Here is an 18,549-nt window from a genome sequence, read left to right on the forward strand (position 1 = left end):
GTTCGGCTCCTATTTTTTTTAATACCCCCCCCGCCCCCCCCGCCCCGCCCCGCCCGCCGCCGGGGGGGGCGCCGGCGCCGCGGGGGGGGGCGGGGCCGTCTGCCGCCCCCCCCGCCGGTGGAGCAGGCCCGCGGTCAGTCCGTCGGGCAGTGGATGCCCGCGGCCGGGACGGTGCCGTCCAGCAGGAACGCGTCCACCGAGGCGCGGACGCACTTGCTCGCGCCGTAGCCGGTGTGGCCCTCGCCGTCGCGGCTGATCAGGACGGCGTTGCCGAGTTCGGCGGTGAGCTTCTCGGCCCAGGCGTACGGGGTGGCCGGGTCCCCGGTGGTGCCGACGACCACGATCGGGGCGGTGGCGGCCGACTTGATCACGTGCGGCTTCTCGGTCGCGCGGAACGGCCAGATCCGGCAGTCCGGGTCGAACAGCGAGGCCATCGGGTCGTGCTTGCCGACCAGCGGGGCCTTGGCGGCGAGGTCGGTCAGCGCGGCATGCAGCTGCTCACCGGCCGGGGCGTCGGTGGCGCCGTCGGCGCAGTGGATGGCGGTGTAGGCGTCCGCGGACGGGCTGTAACGGCCGTCGTCTTCGCGGCCGTTGTAGCCGTCGGCGAGGTCGAGCAGGTAGTCGCCCTTGCCGCGCACCATCGCCCAGCCGATGGAGTTGCGCAGGCCGGTCCAGGCCTTCTCGCCGCTGTAGAGCCGGCTGAGCACACCGGTCCAGGCCGCGCTGGAGGTGAGGGTGCGGCCCTTCTCCGTCTTGAGCGGCTTGTCCTTGAGCCCGTCGAGGAAGGCGGCGAGCTTCTGCGGGGCCTGGTCGGCGTCCTTGCCGAGCGGGCACGCGTCCTTGGTGACGCAGTCCGCGGCGAAGGCCTTCAGCGCCCGTTCGAAGCCGGCCGACTGCTCGATGTTGTGCTGGATCAGCGAGGTGGAGGCCGAGGTGGCGCCGTCCAGGACGAGCCGGCCGACCCGGTCCGGGAACTCCTCGGCGTAGAGCGAGCCGAGGTAGGTGCCGTAGGACATGCCGAGGTAGCTGAGCTTCTGGTCGCCGAGGGCGGCGCGCAGCACGTCCATGTCCCGGGCGGTGTTGCGGGTGCCGACGAAGGGCAGGACCTGTGCGTACTTGGCCTGGCAGGCGTCGGCGAGCTGCTTGCCGTGGTCGTCGCCGGCCTGGTCGGTGTTCAGCCAGGCGTCCCGGGCCCGGTCGTCCAGGCAGTTGAGCGGGCTGGTGCCGCCGGTGCCGCGCGGGTCGAAGCCGACGATGTCGTAGCGGTCGTGCAGCGGGCCGTCGAGGCCCTTGGGGTCGTAGGTGACCATCTGGACGCCGGAGCCGCCCGGGCCGCCGGGGTTGAGCAGCAGGGAGCCGATCCTCTGGTCGGGCTTGGTGGCCGGGTTGCGGACCACGGCGACGTCGAGGGTGCCGGCGGCCGGGGCGGTGTAGTCGAGCGGGACCTTGAGGGCGGCGCACTGGAGCGCCGAGACGTCCTCCTTGTTCTGCGGGTCCTTTGCGCAGGGGCCCCAGGCGAGCTGCTGGCCGTAGAAGGCCTTGAGCGCCGGGTCGGCGGCACCGGTGGGCTTGACGGTCGGGGTGGGCGTCGGGGTGGCCGTCGGCGTCGCGCCGGCGGGGGCCGTGGTGGCCGCGGGCGCGGCGGCCGTGCCGCTCCCGCCGGTGCAGCCGGCCAGCAGGGCGGCGGTGGCGACGGCGGCGGGCAGGACGCGCCGCGGGTTCCTGGTGATCATGAAATGCACGGCACAGGAATATCACCTGCCTGTCACATCGGTCACATGGGATTCTCGGAGTTCTCCGCACGACGCCTCTCGCCACGATGCCGGGGTGGAGCCGTCCGCCGGGCGCGAGGGGTGATTCCGCGGGGCGCCGAACGATGCCATGCTGAGGTCATGACAGAAAGCAGTGCGGTGGCCCCGCTCCGTGAGCAGGCGGAAGCCGGCGGGCGGCGGCGGGAGTTGGCCGCGGCGACGGTCGGATCGGTGGTCGAGTCCTTCGACTGGAGCATCTACGCCGTCCTCGCGCCCTACTTCGCGGCGGACCTCTTCGGGCACGGCAAGCACGGCGTCAGCGGCGTGCTCGGCGCGTACGTCACCTTCGCGGTGGGCTTCGTCGCACGGCCGGTCGGCTCCTACCTGATCGGGCGCCTCAGCGACACCAGGGGACGGCGCTTCGCGCTGAGCCTCGGCATGGCGGTGATCGCCGCCGCCAGCCTGGGCATCGCCGTCATCCCCGGCCAACAGGCCATCGGGGTCTGGGCGGCACTGCTGGCCGTGCTCGCCCGGGTGGTGCAGGGGCTCGCCTTCGGCGGGGAGGCGCCGAGCGTGGCCGCGTACGTGACCGAGACCGCCCCGCCGCGGCACCGCTTCGCGTTCAGCTCGATCTCCTACGGCGGGATCGTCCTCGGCTCGCTGCTCTCCTTCGGGGTGCTCACCGTGCTGATCCACACCATCGGCAAGTCCGGTCTGGAGAACGGTGGTTGGCGCCTGGGTTTCGCGGTCGCCGCACTGCTCGGGCTGGCCGCCGTCTGGGTGCGGCGGTGGGCGCCGGAGAGCGCGGAGTTCCGCCGCACCCGGGAGCGCGCGCGGCGCACCGCCCGCCCGCCGTTCCTGCGGACGCTGCGCGAGCACCGCTGGGCGGTGCTCACCGTCTTCCTCAACACCCTCGGGGGGACGGTCGGTTACTACTTCGCGCTGGCGTACCTGCCGCAGTACGCCGCCGCCTACCACGTGGTCGGCAAGGAGGAGGCGGCCTCCTTCATGACGGTGGTGCTCGTCGTGGTGCTGGCCACCATGCTGCTCACCGGTGTCGCCGCCGACCGCTTCGGCCTGCTGCCGGTCGCCCGGATCGGCTTCGGCCTGCCGATCCCGATGGTCGGCATCCTGCTCGCCGGGCTGCGCCAGGGCTGGCTGCCGTTCCAGGTCGTCGCCGTGCTGCTGGGGATGCTGGTGGCCACGGTGCTCGGCACGCTCAACGTCTTCACCGGGCTGCTCTTCCCGACCGAGGTGCGGGCGGTCGGCCTCGGCGTGGTCAACGCGACCACCATCGCCGCGTTCGGCGGCACCTTCCCGCTGCTCGCCGAGTGGCTGAACGGCCGTCATCTGCTGGGCCTGATCCCCGGATACGTCACCGTCTGCACGGCCGGCCCGGCCCTCGCGCTGCTGACGGCGATGAAGGTGCCGTCCTTCGCCGCGGCCGTGCGGGGCGCGGAAGCCTCGGTTCAGCGGACACCGGGAACCGCCTGACGGACAGTCATCCACTGTGGTTGAGTGGTCCGGACCATTGCTGATCGGGGAGGGCGGAGCATGGGTACCGACGCATCGGGTGCGGACATACCGGACACTGCCGGACGGGGCGGCGGCGCATCGGACACCGGTACGGGTGTCGGCGGTCCGGGCGACCGGGGTTCGGACGACTGGGGGTCCTACGACCGTCCGCCGGGCACCGGCCTGTCGGAGAGCTGGCTGACCGAGCCCGGGTTCGAGGAGCCGCCGCAGGTGGACCTGCGCACCGACCGGGCGCACTCGGCCCGGGTCTACGACTACCTGCTCGGCGGCAAGACCAACTTCCCCGCGGACCGCGAGGTCGGCGACCGCGTCCTGGCCGACCTGCCCGGCGTGCGCGCGGACGCCACCGCCGCCCGTGCCGTGATGCACCGGATGGTGCGCCGGCTCGCCGAGGTGCACGGCGTGCGCCAGTTCCTGGACGTCGGCACCGGCATTCCCACCGCGCCCAACCTGCACGAGATCGTGCAGTCCGTCGACCCGGCCTGCCGCGTGGTCTACGTCGACAACGACCCGATCGTGCTCGCCCACTCGCGCGCCCTGCTCACCAGCACCCCCGAGGGTCGCACCGCCTACGTCCAGGGCGACCTGCGCGAACCGGAGCGGTTCCTCGCCGACCCGGCGGTGGCCGGCACCCTGGACCTCCGCGAGCCGGTCGCCCTGACGCTCATCAACATCGTCCACTTCCTCTCCGACGAGGCCGCGCACCCGCCCGTCCGCAAGATCCTGGACGCCCTGCCCGCCGGCAGCTTCCTCGCGCTGTCCGCGGGGACGGCCGACATCGCGCCGGAGCGCAGCGCGGCCGCCGCCCGCCGGTACGAGGACGCCGGGATCACGCTTCACTTCCGCTCGCGCGAGCGCGTCGAACTCTTCTTCGCCGGGCTGGAGTTGGACGATCCTGGGGTGGTCCTGATCAACGACTGGCACCCGGAGCTCGCCGAGGTCCCGGCCCCGGGCGGGGGCACGGTCTCGGTGTACGGGGGAGTCGGCCGCAAGGCGTAGTCGGATCCTTCCTCGTCAAAACGATCGTCTTTACGTGCTCATGTCATTAAAGTGACTGCCCGTCGAACCCCCCACTCGGCAGGCGGAGATTTCATGACCATTGCACGCAGGTCCATCCTCAAGGGCACCTCGGCGGCCGGAGCCGCCCTCGTGGCGGCAGGGACGGCGGCCGCGCAACCCGCGGCCGCCCAGCCGGCCGACGACGCGCCCGCCGGTCCGCTCCTGCAGACCACCCCGCACCGCGCCGGAACGGCCTCGGTGACCGGGCTGCACCTGCAGTTCGGCACCGACGCCAGTACGGAGATGACCGTCTCCTGGCTCACCCCGCAGTCCGTGCGCCGACCACAGGTGCGGTACGGCTCGCCGGACGGCGGCCTCGGCCGGGTCGTCCAGGCCGAGACCCGCACCTACCGGGACTCGATCGACAAGGCCGAGGTGTACGTCCACCACGCGCGGCTCACCGGCCTGCGCCCGGGCACCACCTACCTCTACAGCGCCGGCCACGACGGCGCCAACGCCGAGACCGGCACCTTCACCACCGCCCCGCGCGGCCGAACCCCCTTCACCTTCACGAGCTTCGGGGACCAGGCCGCGCCCAACCTCCGCCGCCGGATCACCTTCCCCGACGGCATGCCCTCCCCGCTCGGCAAGTACCCCGTGTTCATGAGCAGCCAGGTCGGCACCGCGGCCTCCGCCGACATCGTCGCCGCCGTCGAACGCGTCGGGCCGCTGTTCAACCTCATCAACGGCGACCTCTGCTACTCCTCCTACGCCGGCCGCCACGGCCAGAGCCGCACCGCGACCTGGGCCGACTGGTTCATCAGCAACAGCCGCTCCACCCGGCTGCGGCCCTGGATGCCCTGCGTCGGCAACCACGAGAACGAGGGCGGCAACGGCCCGATCGGCGCGACCGGCTACCAGGCCTACTTCACCCTCCCCGACTCCTCGGCCTCCTCCGACGAGGAGACCCGGGGCATGTGGTACGCCTTCACCGTCGGCTCGGTGCGCTTCATCAGCCTCGCCAACGACGACGAGGCCATCCAGAACTCCGGCGACGTCTACCTGCGCGGCTACTCCGGAGGCGCCCAACGGCGCTGGCTGGAGCGGGAGTTGCGGGCGGCGCGGAGCAGCCGGGCGATCGACTGGATCGTGGTCTGCATGCACCACCCGATGATCTCCAGCTCGATGCACGGCTCCGGCAGTGATCTCGGCCTCCGCGAGACCTGGGGCCCGCTGTTCGACGCCTACGGGGTCGACCTGGTGGTGTGCGGCCACGAGCACTACTACGAGCGCTCCCACCCCGTCCGCGGCACCCTGCCCAACGACACCCGCACCCCGGTGCCGACCGACACCCGCACCGACCTCGTCGACACCGGGCGGGGCACCGTCCACATGATCATCGGGGCCGGCGGCAACGCCGCCACCACGCAGGACGACCTCTTCGAGAAGCCCAAGGGCCGGGTGGTCGTCGGGCTGGAGGACCCGAAGCCGGGCGCGCCGTACCGGGAGTCGGTCTGGGTCACCGAGGACGCGCCCTGGGCCGCCGTCCAGGACCGCACCCACGCCCACGGCTTCGCGGCCTTCGAGGTCGACCCGGGCGACCGGCGCGGCGGCACGACCACCATGAAGGTCGTCTACTACACCTTCGACGGACCGCACGGGGACCTCACCCCGGTGGACACCTTCACCCTGTACCGGCGCCGGACCGACGGGCGCGACGGCTGACGGCCGGGCCGCCCGGCACACGGCCGACCGGCGCAGGTCGGCCGTGTGCCGGTCACCCGTGTGCCGGGCGGCCCAGGGCGGATAAGGGCAGCCCAGGGCGGCTCAGCGCCGGAACAGACCGGTGAGCACGTCCCACCAGCCGCGGCGCTGCGCCGGGACCGTCGGGGTCGTCGGGGCCTGCGGCCCGGCCGTCCCGGCGCGCCCGGCGTTCCGGGGGCCCGGAACGGCCTGCTGAGCCGCCGAGCCGCCCTGCTCCACCTGCTGGGCCCCGGCCTTCGCCTGCTCCGCCTCCGCCTCCTCGGCCTCCGCCACCGAGAGCGGGTCCGGCTCGATGTCGCGGGCGGTGAACTCCACCGGCAGCGCCGTCAGATGACGGGAGATCCAGGCCGAACTCCAGGTCAGCTCCTCCTCGGCCACCGCGAGCCGGACGTCCGGCAGCAGGGTGAGCAGGATGTCGATCCCGGCCTCGGCGACGTGCCGCCCGATGTCCTGGCCGGGGCACTCGTGCGGACCGGCGCCGAAGGACAGGTGGGAGCGGTTGCCGTACAGCGGGGCCGCCAGGTCGGGCCGGACCACCGGGTCCACGTTGCCCGCCGCGAGCCCGAGCAGCAGCAGGTCCCCGGCACCGATCCGCTGACCGCCCAGCTCGGTGTCGGCGGTCGCCCAGCGGCCGGCCACCAGGGACATCGGCGGGGAGTCCCATAGCACCTGGTCGAGCGCCTCGCCCAGGGTCATCTGGCCGCCGGAGAGGTGGGCGCGGAACCGCGGGTCGGTGAGCACCATCTTCAACGAGTCGGCGATCAGGTTGACGGTGGTCTCGTTCGCGGCCAGCAGCACCACCCGCAGGTGCTCCATCACCTCGTCCTCGGTCAGCCCGGCCGGGTGCGCCAGCAGGCGGCTGGTCAGGTCGTCACCGGGGCTTTCGCGCTTGAGGGCGATGGTCCGGCGCAGACCGGCGACCACGTACTCGTTGCTGGCGATCGCCGTCTCGGTGCCCTTCAGCAGGTCCCGGGCGGCGGTCACCAGCTGCGGCCCGTACTCGTCCGGCATGCCGAGCAGCTTGGTCATCACCAGCATCGGCAGGTGCTCGGCGAACTGGGAGATCAGTTCGGCCCGGCCGGTCGGCCCGACCACCTGGACCAGGTCGGTGGTGAAGCGGCGGACGTGACGGCGGATGCCGCGCCGGTCGAAGCCGTTCAGACCGTCCAGCAGCGCGCCGCGCAGCCGGCGGTGCTCGTCGCCGTCCGCGAACACGCAGATCGGCTGCCAGGCGACCACCGGCAGCAGCGGCGAGTCCGGCGGGACCTCGTTGTTGCGGAAGGCGCTCCACAGGCGCGAGTCCCGGGAGAACAGCGAGGGCGTGCGCATCGCGGCGATGTTGGCGCCGTGGCCGAGCACCAGCCAGGCCCGGTGGTCGCCGTGCAACAGCACCGGGGCCACCTCGCCGTACTCGGCGCGCAGCTTCTCGTACAGGCCCGCCGGGTCGGTCTCGGCCTCCGGCCCGTACAGGCGGCGCAGGCCGCCGGGGCCGGTCGGGGCGATGCCGCCGCCCGCGTGGGCCGGGCAGCCGGGCGGCGGGGCGGCGGGCGACGAGGGGCCGGCGGGGGTGGCGGGTTCGGGGAACGGGGTGGTCACGGGGGTCTCCGGTCGCGGGTGGGTTCGGTGACGGGCGGTCGGTGGGGGTGCTACGGACGGACCGTCGGCTCAGCCGGTGGACGGGGCGGCCAGCTCGTACAGGTAGTGCATCAGGGTCATCAGGGTGTCCCGGCTGGACTCCCGGCTGCGCGCGTCGCACGCGACGATCGGCACCTCGGGCGGCAGGTCCAGCGCGTCCCGGACCTCGTCGAGCGGGACGGGCGGCGCCTCCGGGAAGCCGTTGACGGCCACCACGAAGGGCACGCCGCGCTCCTCCAGACGCCCGATCACCTCGAAGCTGACCTCCAGCCGGCGGGTGTCCACCAGCACCACCGCGCCCAGGGCGCCCTCGAACAGGCCGTTCCAGAGGAACCAGAACCGCTCCTGGCCGGGGGTGCCGAAGACGTAGAGCACGAGCCGGTCGCTGATGCTGATCCGGCCGAAGTCCATGGCCACGGTGGTGGAGGTCTTCTGCTCGACCCCGGTCGGGTCGTCCACCCCGACCCCGGCCTGGGTCATGGTCTCCTCGGTGGTCAGCGGGCGGATCTCGCTGACCGCGCCGACCAGCGTCGTCTTGCCGACACCGAAGCCGCCGACCACCACCACCTTGACCGCCGTGGTGACGGTGTCCGGCAGCAGGTCCGATCCGGCCGGCCCGACCACCGTGTCAGAGCCGCTGAAGTCCATGGATCACCGCCTCCAACAGGGCACGGTCGGGAAGCTCCGCCGCGGGCACGGCGGAACTGCGGGCCTCGATCAGCCCGTCGTCGAGCAGGTCCGCCAGCAGGACGATGACCACGCTGACGGGCAGCTCCAGGTAGGCGGAGACCTCCGCCACCGAGAGCGGGGACCGGCACAGCCGCAGGATGGCGGCCTGCTCCGGCTGGTGGGCGGGGGTCGGCTCCGCACGGGAGACGATCAGGGTGACCAGGTCGAAGACCCCCGGTCCGGAGGGGCCGCTGCGGCCCCGGGTGATGACGTACAGCCGGTCGGGCTCGGGGCCGTCCCAGCCACCCTTCTCGGCCGTCATGCCACCGCCTCGCTGTGCTCGTTCATGTGCCCGTCCCGCCGTCGCAGCCCACCGCGGCAGGCCGGGCCGGGTGCCGGTTCACGCGACCGCCTCGGGATTGCGCGGCGGGGTGGACAGGTGCTCGCCGATCCGGGCGACCAGGTCGCGCATCTGGTGGCTCACCAGCCCGGCGTCCACGCCCTCGTCGGCGAGCACCGCGAGATAGGCGCGGTCACCGGCCGCCATCAGGTAGAAGTAGCCGCCGTCCACCTCGATCACCACCAGCCGCATCGAGCCGTCGCCGTGCGGGAACTCGTGGCCGATCGCGCCGGCCAGGCTCTGCAGCCCGGCGCAGGCGGCGGCGAGGCGGTCGGCGGTGTCCGGGGCGGTGCCGTACTGGGCGATCCGCAGGCCGTCGGCCGACAGCACGATGACGTGGCGCACGCACGGGACGCTGTCCGCGAGGTCGTTGAGGATCCAGTCCATGTTGTTGCGGTGCGGAATCACTGCTCGCCCTTCCCTGCCGTGTCTTCACTGGTGTGCGCGGCGCTCGTGTGTCCGGCACCCGCCTGTCCGGTACCCGTCCGTCCGGCACCCGCCCACCCGGGGTCGGTCCGTCCGGGGCCCGTCCGTCCGAGGTCCGTCCGTCCGGGGCCCGTGGCGCGTCCGGCGTCGGTGGTGCGCCCGCCGTCGGTGGCGGCTCCGGCACCCGCCGGGCCGGACGGGCCCGGTCCGGTGCCCTTGATGCCGTCCATGAACGCCTCCAGCCACAGGCCCGGCTGCTTCGGCTCCTTGGCGGGGCCCGTCGCCCGGGCCGGCGGCCCCGCCACCGGCCCGGCGGGCTGCGCCATCGGACCGGCGGGCTGCGCGGTGGCGCGCGCGGCCCCGCCGAAGCCCCGCGGCATCATCGGGCGGCTGCGCCGGCGCTGCGGCAGGCCGTTGGGCGTCCACTCGGTCACGATCACCTCGTCGTCCCCGGCGCCCGGGCCGGACGGCCCCCACGGGTTGGTCGAACCGTAGGACGGCCCGACGCCGGCCGAGGTCGTCCGGGTGCCCCAGGGACGGCCCGGGGCCGCGTGCCGGGGCGGGTTCGCCGGGAGCGGACGGGGGCCTGAGAAGGCGCCGATGCCGTGCGCCCGCCCGGTCGGCGGCGCGGTGGTGAGCAGTTCCTGCGGCACGACCAGCACCGCCCGCACGCCGCCGTACGCGGACCGGCGCAGCGAGATCTGGAAGCCGTACGCCTGGCAGAGCCGGCCGACGATGGCGAAGCCCAGCCGGGGGGACTCGGTGAGGTCGTCGAAGTCCTTGGAGACCATCGCCTCGCGGATCGAGCGCTCGGCGCGGAAGCGGGCCTCGTCGGTGAGGCCGAGGCCGCCGTCCTCGATCTCGATCGCCATCCCGCTCTGCACCTCGGAGGCGCTCAGGTGCACGTGGGTGTGCGGCGGCGAGTAGCGGGTGGCGTTGTCGAGCAGCTCGGAGACGGCGTGGATCAGCGGCTCGACGGCCGGTCCGGTGACGGAGATCTGCGCCACCGGGTGCAGGTCCACCCGCTGGTACTCCAGGATCCGGGACATGCCGCCGCGCAGCACGCTGTAGAGCGCGATCGGCCGGGTCCACTGCCGGCCGGGGCGGGCGCCCGACAGGACCGCGATGCTGTCGGCCAGGCGGCCGGTCAGCGCGTTGCCGTGGTCCAGGCGCAGCAGGTCGTCGAAGACCGCCGGGTCGTTGCCGTGCCGGTCCTCCATCTCCCGCAGGTCCTTGGCCTGCCGGTGGATGATGGCCTGCACCCGGCGGGCGATGTTGACGAAGGCCCGCTCGGCCGAGTCGCGCCGGCTGACCTCGTCGTCGACGGCCTTGGCGACGGCCTCGGCGACGGCCACCAGGGAGCGGCGGAACCGCGGCGACACGGGGGCGTCGCTCTCCTCCAGCGGGCGGGTCAGCACGTCGAAGGAGTACCCGTAGCGGGCCCCGGCGACGATCCGGCGCATCTCGCCCCGGGCGAGCCGGTCCAGCTCGTCCTCCTGACCGGCCAGCCGGCGTTGGAACTCCTCCACCTGCCGGGCGTGCCGGTCGCGCGACTCACTCAGCGCCCGCCCGCGGCGTGCCGACTCGGCGGCCACCACGGCCACCAGCACGGTGCCCGTCGCCCCGCACCACAGCACCCCGGCCCGGGCCCCGGCGGACACCACCATCGCGGCGACCGCCACGGCCACCGCCATCACGGCCGTCGGCAACAACCAGCCGAGCAGGGGCGCTTGGCGCCGTCTGGCGAGTGACGATCCAGCTCGAAGCATTCAGCATCCTCAAACGATCGGAACAGCAAAGGGGGACAGGCGGGGGATCGGCTCCGCAGGCGTGGTGGTGCAGCATAGCCAAGTTCAGGACATCCTGACCGAAAGTCAAAAATACCGTCCCGCAACCGACTTGTCGTATCCAGCCGGACAACACCGACATCTCGCACACCAGTCGCAACCCGGAGCGGCCACCGCCCTCCCACCAGGCTTCTCGCCCCGCCGCCCGCGCGCCGCCGACCCGCTCCGGATTCGCTCATGCGAAGGGTTTCCTCGCCAAGTCCCGCCACCTCGCGCGGAGTTCGTGCTAAGCGCGGCGAACCGGGTCAACCGGGCGGGTGGCAATCACCCGGAAGGGGATTCACGGCCCGGCCTGGCGAGCCGCACGGCGACGTCCCGATTCCCCGGCCCGCGGTGACCGATTCCTCCTAGGCTCGTCGCATGGACGATCACGACAGCCGAGCACCGGATCCGTCCGGCCGGACCCTGCGCCACCTCATGGGCGACGCCGTCTGGACGGGCATGCTGGCGGAGGCGTTCGAGCGCCGGCACCCCATCGGCACCACCCTGCTGCGCCAGGGCGAACCGGGCACCCACGTCCTCGCGCTGCTGGCCGGAGTGGCCAAGGTGAGCCGGCGGGAACGCAACGGGGACGTCCGGCTGCTGGCGTTCCGCGGCCCCGGCGAACTCCTCGGGGAAGTGGCCGTCCTGGACGACGGCGTCCGCTCGGCAAGCGTCCAGGCGATCTCGGACTGCACGGTCGTGGTCGTCACCAAGACGGCCTTCCTGCGCTTCGTCGCCGAGCACGGGCTGTTTCCCGTGCTGGTCCGCTACGCCATGAGCCGGCTGCGGGAGTCCGACCTGGCCCGGACCGGAGGCGACGTCGTACCCAGGCTGGCGGCCGCCCTGGTCGCCCTGGCCGACCTCTCCGCAGGGCCGGTGCCCACGGCCGGTCGCCGCATCGAACTCGCCCTGACCCGGGACGAACTGGCCCAACACCTCGGAGTCTCCCGCAACACCGTCACCGCGGCCCTGGTGTCCCTGGCCGCCCACCGCGTCGAGGCCGGCCGCAAGTCCATCGCCCTCCACGACCTCCCCGCCCTCCGCCGGGCGGCCGCATCCCTGCGCGACTGACGAGCCGTCACCTCAACCTTCCGTCGATGTGACCTCCGTCACTCGTTTTCCGCACCGAGTGAGCACACCGCGCCACGCAACCTCGCGAAGCTTGGTGGCGCAAGGTCAGCACGGGAACCACAAGGAGCAGAGAATGACGGAGTTCGACCAGCCGATGCCCGAGGCCAGCGCCCTGCCGTACAGCCGCAGCCGGCACCTCCCGCCGTACCGGGGCATCGTCGCCGTGGACGCCAAGGACTTCACCGGACACCCGGCGATCGAACACGGCGTGATCAGCAGGTCGGTGCCGCAGGTGCTCCAGTGGTCCTTCGAGCGGGCCGGGCTGGGCGACGTCTGGCAGGACCGGAGGTTCCCCAACTCGACCGGCGACGGATACGTGTTCGGCTTCGACCCGGCCTGGATGCCCTTCCTCGTCCACCCCTGGCTGAACACCCTCCAGGAGGTGCTCACCGAGTTCAACGTGCACTCGGTCGGCACGGTGCGGATCCGGCTGCGGGTCAGCCTCAACATCGGCCCGCTGCCGGACACCGGCGGCGAGTTCGACGGCAACGGCACCCCGCGCAACGACACCCACCGGCTGCTCGACTCCCGCCCGGTGAAGGCCATGCTCGCCGCCTCCAACGAGAGCATCACCCACGTCGCCGCCATCCTGTCCGACCGGTGCTACCAGGACGCGGTGGCGAGCGGCTACACCGGGCGCCACCCCGACCACTTCATCGAGGTACCGGCGACCGTCGAGGGCAAGCGCTTCGACCAGCAGGCATGGCTCTACGTGCCCTCGCCGTCCGGGAACCTGTACGACCGCAGGATCCTCGGCGACGCCGTGGTGGAGGAGCAGGAGGGACGGGACGGCCGGAAGCCGGACCGGCCGGCGGAGGGGCGCCGGGCGCCCAGGACGGTCGTGACCCAGCGGGGCGACGGCAGCAACCTGAACAGCGGCACGGTGTACGGCGGTCAGAGCGTCACCAACGCGGGGGGCGACTCGTACGGAGGCTTCGGCGGCGACTACGTCCGGGGCAACAAGGACACCGTCCACGGCGACAAGAACGAGCACCACCGGTGAGCCCCGACGAACGCCCGGCCATCGAGGGGCCGGGCGCGGCGGACGACTTCGATCCCGACTTCGACGCCGACTTCGGGATCGACGACCTGGCGGACCGGTTCGCCGGTTGGGGAGGGGACCGCCCGCATTTCATCTTCGCGCCGGGTGGCAACATCAACACCGGTTCGGTGCACGGGGACCAGCGCGTCGAGAACGGCGGCGTCGGGGCCGCCCCGGGCGGCGGCGAGCGGGTGGAGGCACAGGACGGACCCATCTCGTCGATGGAGATCCTGGCCGCACGGACCGGTTTCGCGGAGCCGGACTGCTTCGCCGAGGGGCTGAGCGCGCTCGGCACCCGCCTGCTCTTCCTCGCCGGCGACCCCGGTACCGGACGCCGCACAACTGCGCTCAACCTGCTGTTCGAGGGCGGCGGGAACACGATGGCCCTGCGCGCGCTCGACAGCGACTCGGACCTGTCGTCCTGGCGGCCCACCCACAGCGAGGCGCGCGGGTACCTGGTGCACGGCCTGTCGCCCGCGGTCCAGCTCGGCCCCACGGCTGTCGCCAAGCTGCGCGCCCGGCTGGAGACGGCCGACGCCTGCATGGTGGTGCTGCTGCCGCACGACCCGGGCTTGTGTCGCCGTCTCGTCCGCGCGATGGACATCCGCCCGGTGTCCTATGCGCCTCCGGCACCGCGAGCGGTCTTCGACGCACGGCTGGAGGCGGTACTGCCGGACGAGGGGCGACGCCGGGACCTGCTGGACCGGTTGGAGCCGGACCTCGACGAGTTGCTGGCTCCCCAACTGGTGCCGGCCCAGGTCGTCGAGCTCGTGGACGAGGTGACGCGGGCGCGCGAGGACGATCCTGAACTGGCCGACCTCGGCCAGCGGCTCAGCTTCCTCGCGGAGACAGAGGTCCCCGACCTCCTGAAGGAGCTCCGTGAGGACCCGGACGCGCTGGCGTTCCTGCTGGTGACGAGTGTCCTGGAGGGCCTGGACCACCGGATCGTCCTGGACGAGACCGACCGGTTGCTCAAGCTGGCCGACGGTCGCCTTGACGCGGTCGTGCGGCCGAATGCGGACGGGGAGGGCCAGGCGCCCCGGCCGAACCCGCGGTTCGTTCTCCGGCGCTCGCTGGACGAACTGCTGGCGACCGTCCGGGCCGAGCACGCGCCCGGTGGGACCCTGCGGACGTCGAGCTACACCTACACGGTGGAGCCGATCTGCTTCAAGCGGCACCGCCAGGCGGAGACGGTGCTGCGACACGTGTGGCGGCAGTACGGGGACGTGCCGGGACTGCTGACCGAGTGGATCGACAAGGTGTCCGATTCCGATTCCGAGTCCGACCTGGCCGAGCCCATGGGGCGGGTGGTGGGGCTCGCCACGGGTTGGAGCGGTGGCCGTCAGGCATTGCGTCACATCCGCAAGTTGGCCAAGTCCGAGCACACGCAGAGCCAGAGCATCGCCGCGTACGCGCTGGGGATCGCGGCCCAGGACCCGATTCTCGTCGGCGAGGTGAAGCACCGCCTCGACAGCTGGAGCTACAGCGGCGGCTGGCAGCTCCGCTCGACCGCGGCCGGTGCCTGCGGTGGAGACTTCGGAGCGGCCCGGCCGGAATTCGCGCTCGCACTGCTCCGGCGCTGCTACCGAGGGGAGGACGAGCGCGAGCACATCGTCGCCGTGAGGGTGCGCTGGGCCCTGTGGAGCCTCTTCCACGGCGGAAACCAGACGGCGGTGTTCCGCAAGCTCATCGAGTGGGCGGACCGGTCCGAGCGTGACGCCGTGCTCGCGCACACGGCATTCCTCGATTTGCTCCGAGACCCTTCGTGGTTCCAGCAACAACTGCTCCTCCAGGGCGAGTTCGGCGAACCGGTGACGGCCTTCGTTCGGCACTGCCTCAATGACGAGACCCTTTTCGACAGCTCGCGCACGAGGCTGCTCGGCTGGTGCCGTCGGGCAGTCTGGGACGAACCCCTCCGGGCCGCCGTGGAGACGCTGCTCGCGGCGCTCGCCGAGGACATGCGGCCCGGCGAGCTGAGGCTGATGGTCGAGATCGACCGCAGCGACGACCCCGACCTGGCGGGCCGCGACATCGCCCACCGTGCCCTGGAGGCCTGGCGGCGCGGCGAGCCGCAGCCCTACCGCTCCGCTCCTGCCTTCGGAGGCCCCCGATGACCCTCGACACCGACCCGCCCGTCTACACCCGGGCCACCCGCGCTCCTTGGCGGGAGATCCTCCGGCACCGCTGGTCCGGGCGGCGCGACCGCGCCCTGGTTCTGGGGGATCGCCACGGGGTGTACCGCCAGCTGGGGAAGGGCCGTCCGAACCCGGGTGGCGGGGTCGCCGCTCGGCTGGGACTGCGCGGATTCGACCAGGCGTACCTGGTCGACCTCAACGAGCGGCCGGGCACTCGGGATGTCCGCCTTCCCACCTCGTTCGGCACGGCCTCGCTGGAGGTCCACGTCCTCTGGTGGGTCCACGACGCCGCACGGGCCGTGCAGACCCGGACCAGCCTGGGATGGCTGCCGGTGCGCAAGGACCTCGACGGGCGCCTGTACCAGCTCAGGGAGCAGTTCGCGGCCGCGGGCACCAGGCTGGGCCCCGAGGAGCTGATCCAGTACCTGGCGGCGCCGTACGTGCTGCCCCACTACGGGCTCGGTTACCGCGTCACCGATGTCTCCGCGCGCGAGCACGGCAACGAACTGCGCCTCGGGGAGCCGGACGCGATGGACGTGCCCTTCGACTGGACGGCCAAGAGCAAGGAGGAGTACGAGTTCTGCCGGCGCTATGTGCAGGACGGTCCGGTCGCCCTCGCGGCCCTCTGGCTCGCCAGGAAGCCGGACGAGGTGCGCGATGTCCTGGACTGGGTGGTCGGCCACTCCGACCTGCTCCGGGGAGAGAGCACCTGGCAGGACAGGATGGCCCTCATGCTGGGTAGGCTGACGGAGCAGGAGCAGGAGGAGCTGTCCGGGATCCTGCGGGACCGCCTGGTCGCCCTCGGGCGGCAGGTCCCCGGGCCTGCCCCGCAGCCCGGCGGGCCGGGTCCGGGCTTCACCAAGCTCCACACCCACGTCAACGGTTGGGCGGGCGGTGTCCCGAACGGCGTCCCGAACGGGGTGCCGCGATGACCCCGGCAGGCGTGCGCCGCGAGCCGGTGCGCCGCGAGCCGGTGCGCCGCGAGCCGGTGCGCCGTGCGCCCCGCAGGCGGTCCGTCGCCGGAAGCCCTCGGCGGCCGGCCGTTCGACGGTCCCGCCGGGCCGTCGCGCCGACAGCGGTGACCACCCCGTCCTCGGTGTCGGCGATGGAGCGCCTGATGGCGGCCAACAGCGCGGAGCTGGTCCGGGCCGACACCAAGGCCGCCGTCTTCCTGGCGTTCACCGGTGCGGTGCTCGCGACCTTCGTCCCCTTGGACGGCGGCGCCGGTTCCGGCTCCCTGGCGTGGACGGTTCCGCTCCTGCGGTGGAGTGCGGTGGCCAGCGCCCTGCTGGCGGTGGGCTGTTTCGCCTCCGCGCTGGTTCCCCGTCATCGCAAGGGGCGGCGGGGTGCCGCGGCCGGTCCGGGGTACTTCGAGCACATCGCCCCGGGTGCGGGTCCGGATCGGCTGCGGCGGGCCTTCGAGCGGGCCGGGCGCGATCCGGCGGGCCCGCTGCTCTCGGCGCTGGCCGGTACCAGTGCGATCATCCGCGCGAAGTACCGCTGGATCGAGGCGGGCACCGTCCTGCTCCTGCTGGCGCTGCCCCAGTTCGTGCTCACGCTCCGGCCGCTGTGACGGTGGGCCGCCGACGGGCCCCGGCCGCACCACCACGGCCGGGGCCGGTGGCACGGTCGGAGGCAACGGATGTTGCGTCACAGGGCAATGATGGTTGACGGCTTCCGGCTCGGGTCCGTACAGTGCCGGGCCATGGAGACGGGCGATCTTGGTCGGCGGGTGGCGGAGGATGTGGCCGGTGGCGGTGGGGTGGAAGGGCTGCGGCGGCTGTCGGGGGTGATCGAGGCGCTGGAGGAGCGGCGGACGGAGCTGGTGGAGGAGCTGCGGCGCGGGCGGGAGGCGACCTGGGAGGAGATCGGGCGGGCCTGCGGAATGACGCGGCAGGGTGCGACCAGGCGGTGGGCCGGACGGCTGCGGGCGCGGTCGTTCGGGGTGGCGGTGGACGCGTACCAGCACGGCCGGCCGGGCTATCCGCGGGCGCTGATCGGCTCGGCGGTGCCCCGGGAGGCCCGCCGGGTGCTCGATCTGGGCGCCGGGACGGGCAAGTTGACCGGTCTGCTGGTCGACGCGGGCCTGGACGTGGTGGCGGTCGAGCCCGACGAGGGGATGAGGGCGCGGCTGGCCGCGACGGTGCCGAAGGCGGCCGTCCGGGCGGGCTCGGCCGAGCACATCCCGCTGCCGGACGGCAGCGTGGACGCCGTGGTGGTGGCGCAGGCCTGGCACTGGTTCGACCCGGCGGTCGCGGTGCCGGAGATCGCCCGGGTGCTCGCCCCCGGCGGCACGCTCGCGCTGGTGTGGAACGTCCGGGACGAGTCCGAACCCTGGGCGGCCGCCCTGGGCGTGCTGATGCACCGCGCGTCGCCGCCGCGGATCGACACCAGGCCGGTCCTCCCGGCGCCGTTCGGTGCGCCCGAGCGGCTGGAGATCGGCTGGGAGCACGTCACCACCCGGGCCGGGATCGTCGACATGGTCGCCTCGCGCAGCTATGTGATCGCGCTGCCGGAGGACCAGCGGGTGCGCCTGCTGGCCGACGTCGAGCAGCTGCTGGCCACCCACCCGGACCTGGCCGGCCGCGAGGAGATCGCCCTGCCGTACGTGACGAGGTGCACCCGTGTCCGTCTCGGCTGAGCACGGTCGGCGTGCCGCGGCGCGGCCCGTGGTGCTGCGCCGGCTGGGCGTCGCGGACGCCGAACCGTACCGGGCCTTCCGGCTGGCGGCGCTGCGCGGGACGCCGAGCGCCTTCACCTCCAGCCACGCCGAGGAGGCCGGCAGGCCACTGTCGGAGACGCTGCACCGGCTGGCCGGGGCCGAGGCCGGGCCGGGCGCGCTGATCGGCGCCTTCGACGACGCCGGCGCGCTGGTCGGCACCGCCGGGCTGAAGGTGCCGCAGCGCGGTCAGGAGCGGCACAAGGGCACGCTGTACGGCATGGCGGTGGCCCGCAGCGCCGCCGGGCGGGGGATCGGCCGCGCCCTGGTGCGGGAGGTGCTGCGCACAGCGGTGCGGGACGGGCGGCTGCGGCAGGTGCTGCTGACCGTCTCGGAGGGCAACGAGCCCGCCCTGCGGCTCTACACCGCCTGCGGCTTCGAGGTGTGGGGGCGCGAGCCGAGGGCCGTCCTGGTCGACGGGCGGGCGGTCGCGAAGCTGCACATGGTGCGCCTGCTGGACGGGGACCGGGCGGAGGCGGCCGGGCGCTGACAGGGGCGGCCGACGGCGGTCGG

16 protein-coding genes are annotated in these 18,549 nt (G+C 73.4%); 10 read left to right on the forward strand and 6 right to left on the reverse strand.

Translation table 11 applies throughout. The features are described 5' to 3' along the window. Positions 1–134: 134 nt before the first annotated feature. The gene (locus tag ACFVHV_RS27920) at positions 135–1,733 is read right to left on the reverse strand and encodes an alpha/beta hydrolase (protein WP_380354435.1); all 1,599 of its coding nucleotides are present in this window, start codon (positions 1,731–1,733) and stop codon (positions 135–137) included. A 159-nt stretch (positions 1,734–1,892) separates the two neighbouring features. Here ACFVHV_RS27920 and ACFVHV_RS27925 point away from each other — a divergent pair, with 159 nt between their 5' ends. From ACFVHV_RS27925 to ACFVHV_RS27935, 3 genes are all read left to right on the forward strand, one after another. After that, positions 1,893–3,245: an MFS transporter gene (locus ACFVHV_RS27925; RefSeq protein WP_359898349.1), complete on the forward strand. Its 1,353-nt coding sequence runs from the start codon at positions 1,893–1,895 to the stop codon at positions 3,243–3,245. Between the two features lie 60 nt (positions 3,246–3,305). Continuing rightward, on the forward strand, positions 3,306–4,286 hold the full coding sequence (locus tag ACFVHV_RS27930; protein WP_380354438.1) for an SAM-dependent methyltransferase: 981 nt from the start codon (positions 3,306–3,308) through the stop codon (positions 4,284–4,286). A 93-nt stretch (positions 4,287–4,379) separates the two neighbouring features. Next, on the forward strand, positions 4,380–6,011 hold the full coding sequence (locus ACFVHV_RS27935; RefSeq protein ID WP_380354441.1) for a purple acid phosphatase family protein: 1,632 nt from the start codon (positions 4,380–4,382) through the stop codon (positions 6,009–6,011). 102 nt (positions 6,012–6,113) lie between these two features. On the opposite strand, the gene ACFVHV_RS27940 is transcribed toward ACFVHV_RS27935, so the two are convergent. The 5 genes from ACFVHV_RS27940 to ACFVHV_RS27960 form a co-directional block, all read right to left on the reverse strand. Beyond that, positions 6,114–7,646, reverse strand: a complete 1,533-nt coding sequence (locus ACFVHV_RS27940; protein ID WP_380354444.1) for a cytochrome P450 — start codon at positions 7,644–7,646, stop codon at positions 6,114–6,116. A gap of 69 nt (positions 7,647–7,715) precedes the next feature. Then, positions 7,716–8,333, reverse strand: a complete 618-nt coding sequence (locus tag ACFVHV_RS27945) for an ATP/GTP-binding protein (protein WP_359898353.1) — start codon at positions 8,331–8,333, stop codon at positions 7,716–7,718. Continuing rightward, positions 8,314–8,676, reverse strand: coding sequence for a DUF742 domain-containing protein (locus tag ACFVHV_RS27950; RefSeq protein ID WP_359898354.1), 363 nt, complete (start codon positions 8,674–8,676; stop codon positions 8,314–8,316). Before ACFVHV_RS27950 ends, ACFVHV_RS27945 begins: the two co-directional genes overlap by 20 nt. 78 nt (positions 8,677–8,754) lie before the next feature. Further along, entirely contained in the window at positions 8,755–9,141 is a 387-nt protein-coding gene (locus ACFVHV_RS27955; protein WP_380354503.1) for a roadblock/LC7 domain-containing protein, read from the reverse strand. Positions 9,142–9,158: 17 nt separating this feature from the next. Next, on the reverse strand, positions 9,159–10,949 hold the full coding sequence (locus ACFVHV_RS27960) for an ATP-binding protein (protein ID WP_380354448.1): 1,791 nt from the start codon (positions 10,947–10,949) through the stop codon (positions 9,159–9,161). 438 nt (positions 10,950–11,387) lie between these two features. Between ACFVHV_RS27960 and ACFVHV_RS27965 the strand changes: the two genes are divergently transcribed. From ACFVHV_RS27965 to ACFVHV_RS27995, 7 genes are all read left to right on the forward strand, one after another. Further along, positions 11,388–12,080 (forward strand): Crp/Fnr family transcriptional regulator, encoded by a 693-nt coding sequence (locus tag ACFVHV_RS27965; RefSeq protein ID WP_359898357.1) that lies wholly within the window; start codon positions 11,388–11,390, stop codon positions 12,078–12,080. Positions 12,081–12,213: 133 nt separating this feature from the next. Further along, entirely contained in the window at positions 12,214–13,143 is a 930-nt protein-coding gene (locus tag ACFVHV_RS27970) for a hypothetical protein (protein ID WP_380354451.1), read from the forward strand. After that, positions 13,140–15,296 carry a hypothetical protein gene (locus ACFVHV_RS27975; protein WP_380354454.1) on the forward strand — a complete coding sequence of 719 codons (2,157 nt, stop codon included), beginning with the start codon at positions 13,140–13,142 and terminating at the stop codon, positions 15,294–15,296. Before ACFVHV_RS27970 ends, ACFVHV_RS27975 begins: the two co-directional genes overlap by 4 nt. Next, a complete protein-coding gene (locus ACFVHV_RS27980; protein ID WP_359898360.1) occupies positions 15,293–16,249 on the forward strand; it encodes a hypothetical protein in 957 nt (318 codons plus the stop codon). The genes ACFVHV_RS27975 and ACFVHV_RS27980 overlap by 4 nt, the downstream gene beginning before the upstream one ends. Positions 16,250–16,434: 185 nt before the next feature. Beyond that, on the forward strand, positions 16,435–16,890 hold the full coding sequence (locus tag ACFVHV_RS27985) for a Pycsar system effector family protein (RefSeq protein WP_359898361.1): 456 nt from the start codon (positions 16,435–16,437) through the stop codon (positions 16,888–16,890). Positions 16,891–17,022: 132 nt separating this feature from the next. Next, a complete protein-coding gene (locus ACFVHV_RS27990) occupies positions 17,023–17,958 on the forward strand; it encodes a methyltransferase domain-containing protein (RefSeq protein WP_359898362.1) in 936 nt (311 codons plus the stop codon). After that, positions 17,942–18,526 carry a GNAT family N-acetyltransferase gene (locus ACFVHV_RS27995; protein WP_380354458.1) on the forward strand — a complete coding sequence of 195 codons (585 nt, stop codon included), beginning with the start codon at positions 17,942–17,944 and terminating at the stop codon, positions 18,524–18,526. Before ACFVHV_RS27990 ends, ACFVHV_RS27995 begins: the two co-directional genes overlap by 17 nt. Positions 18,527–18,549 lie beyond the last annotated feature (23 nt).

The organism is Kitasatospora sp. NPDC127116, assembly GCF_042677365.1.
GTDB lineage: Bacteria > Actinomycetota > Actinomycetes > Streptomycetales > Streptomycetaceae > Kitasatospora > Kitasatospora lactacystinica.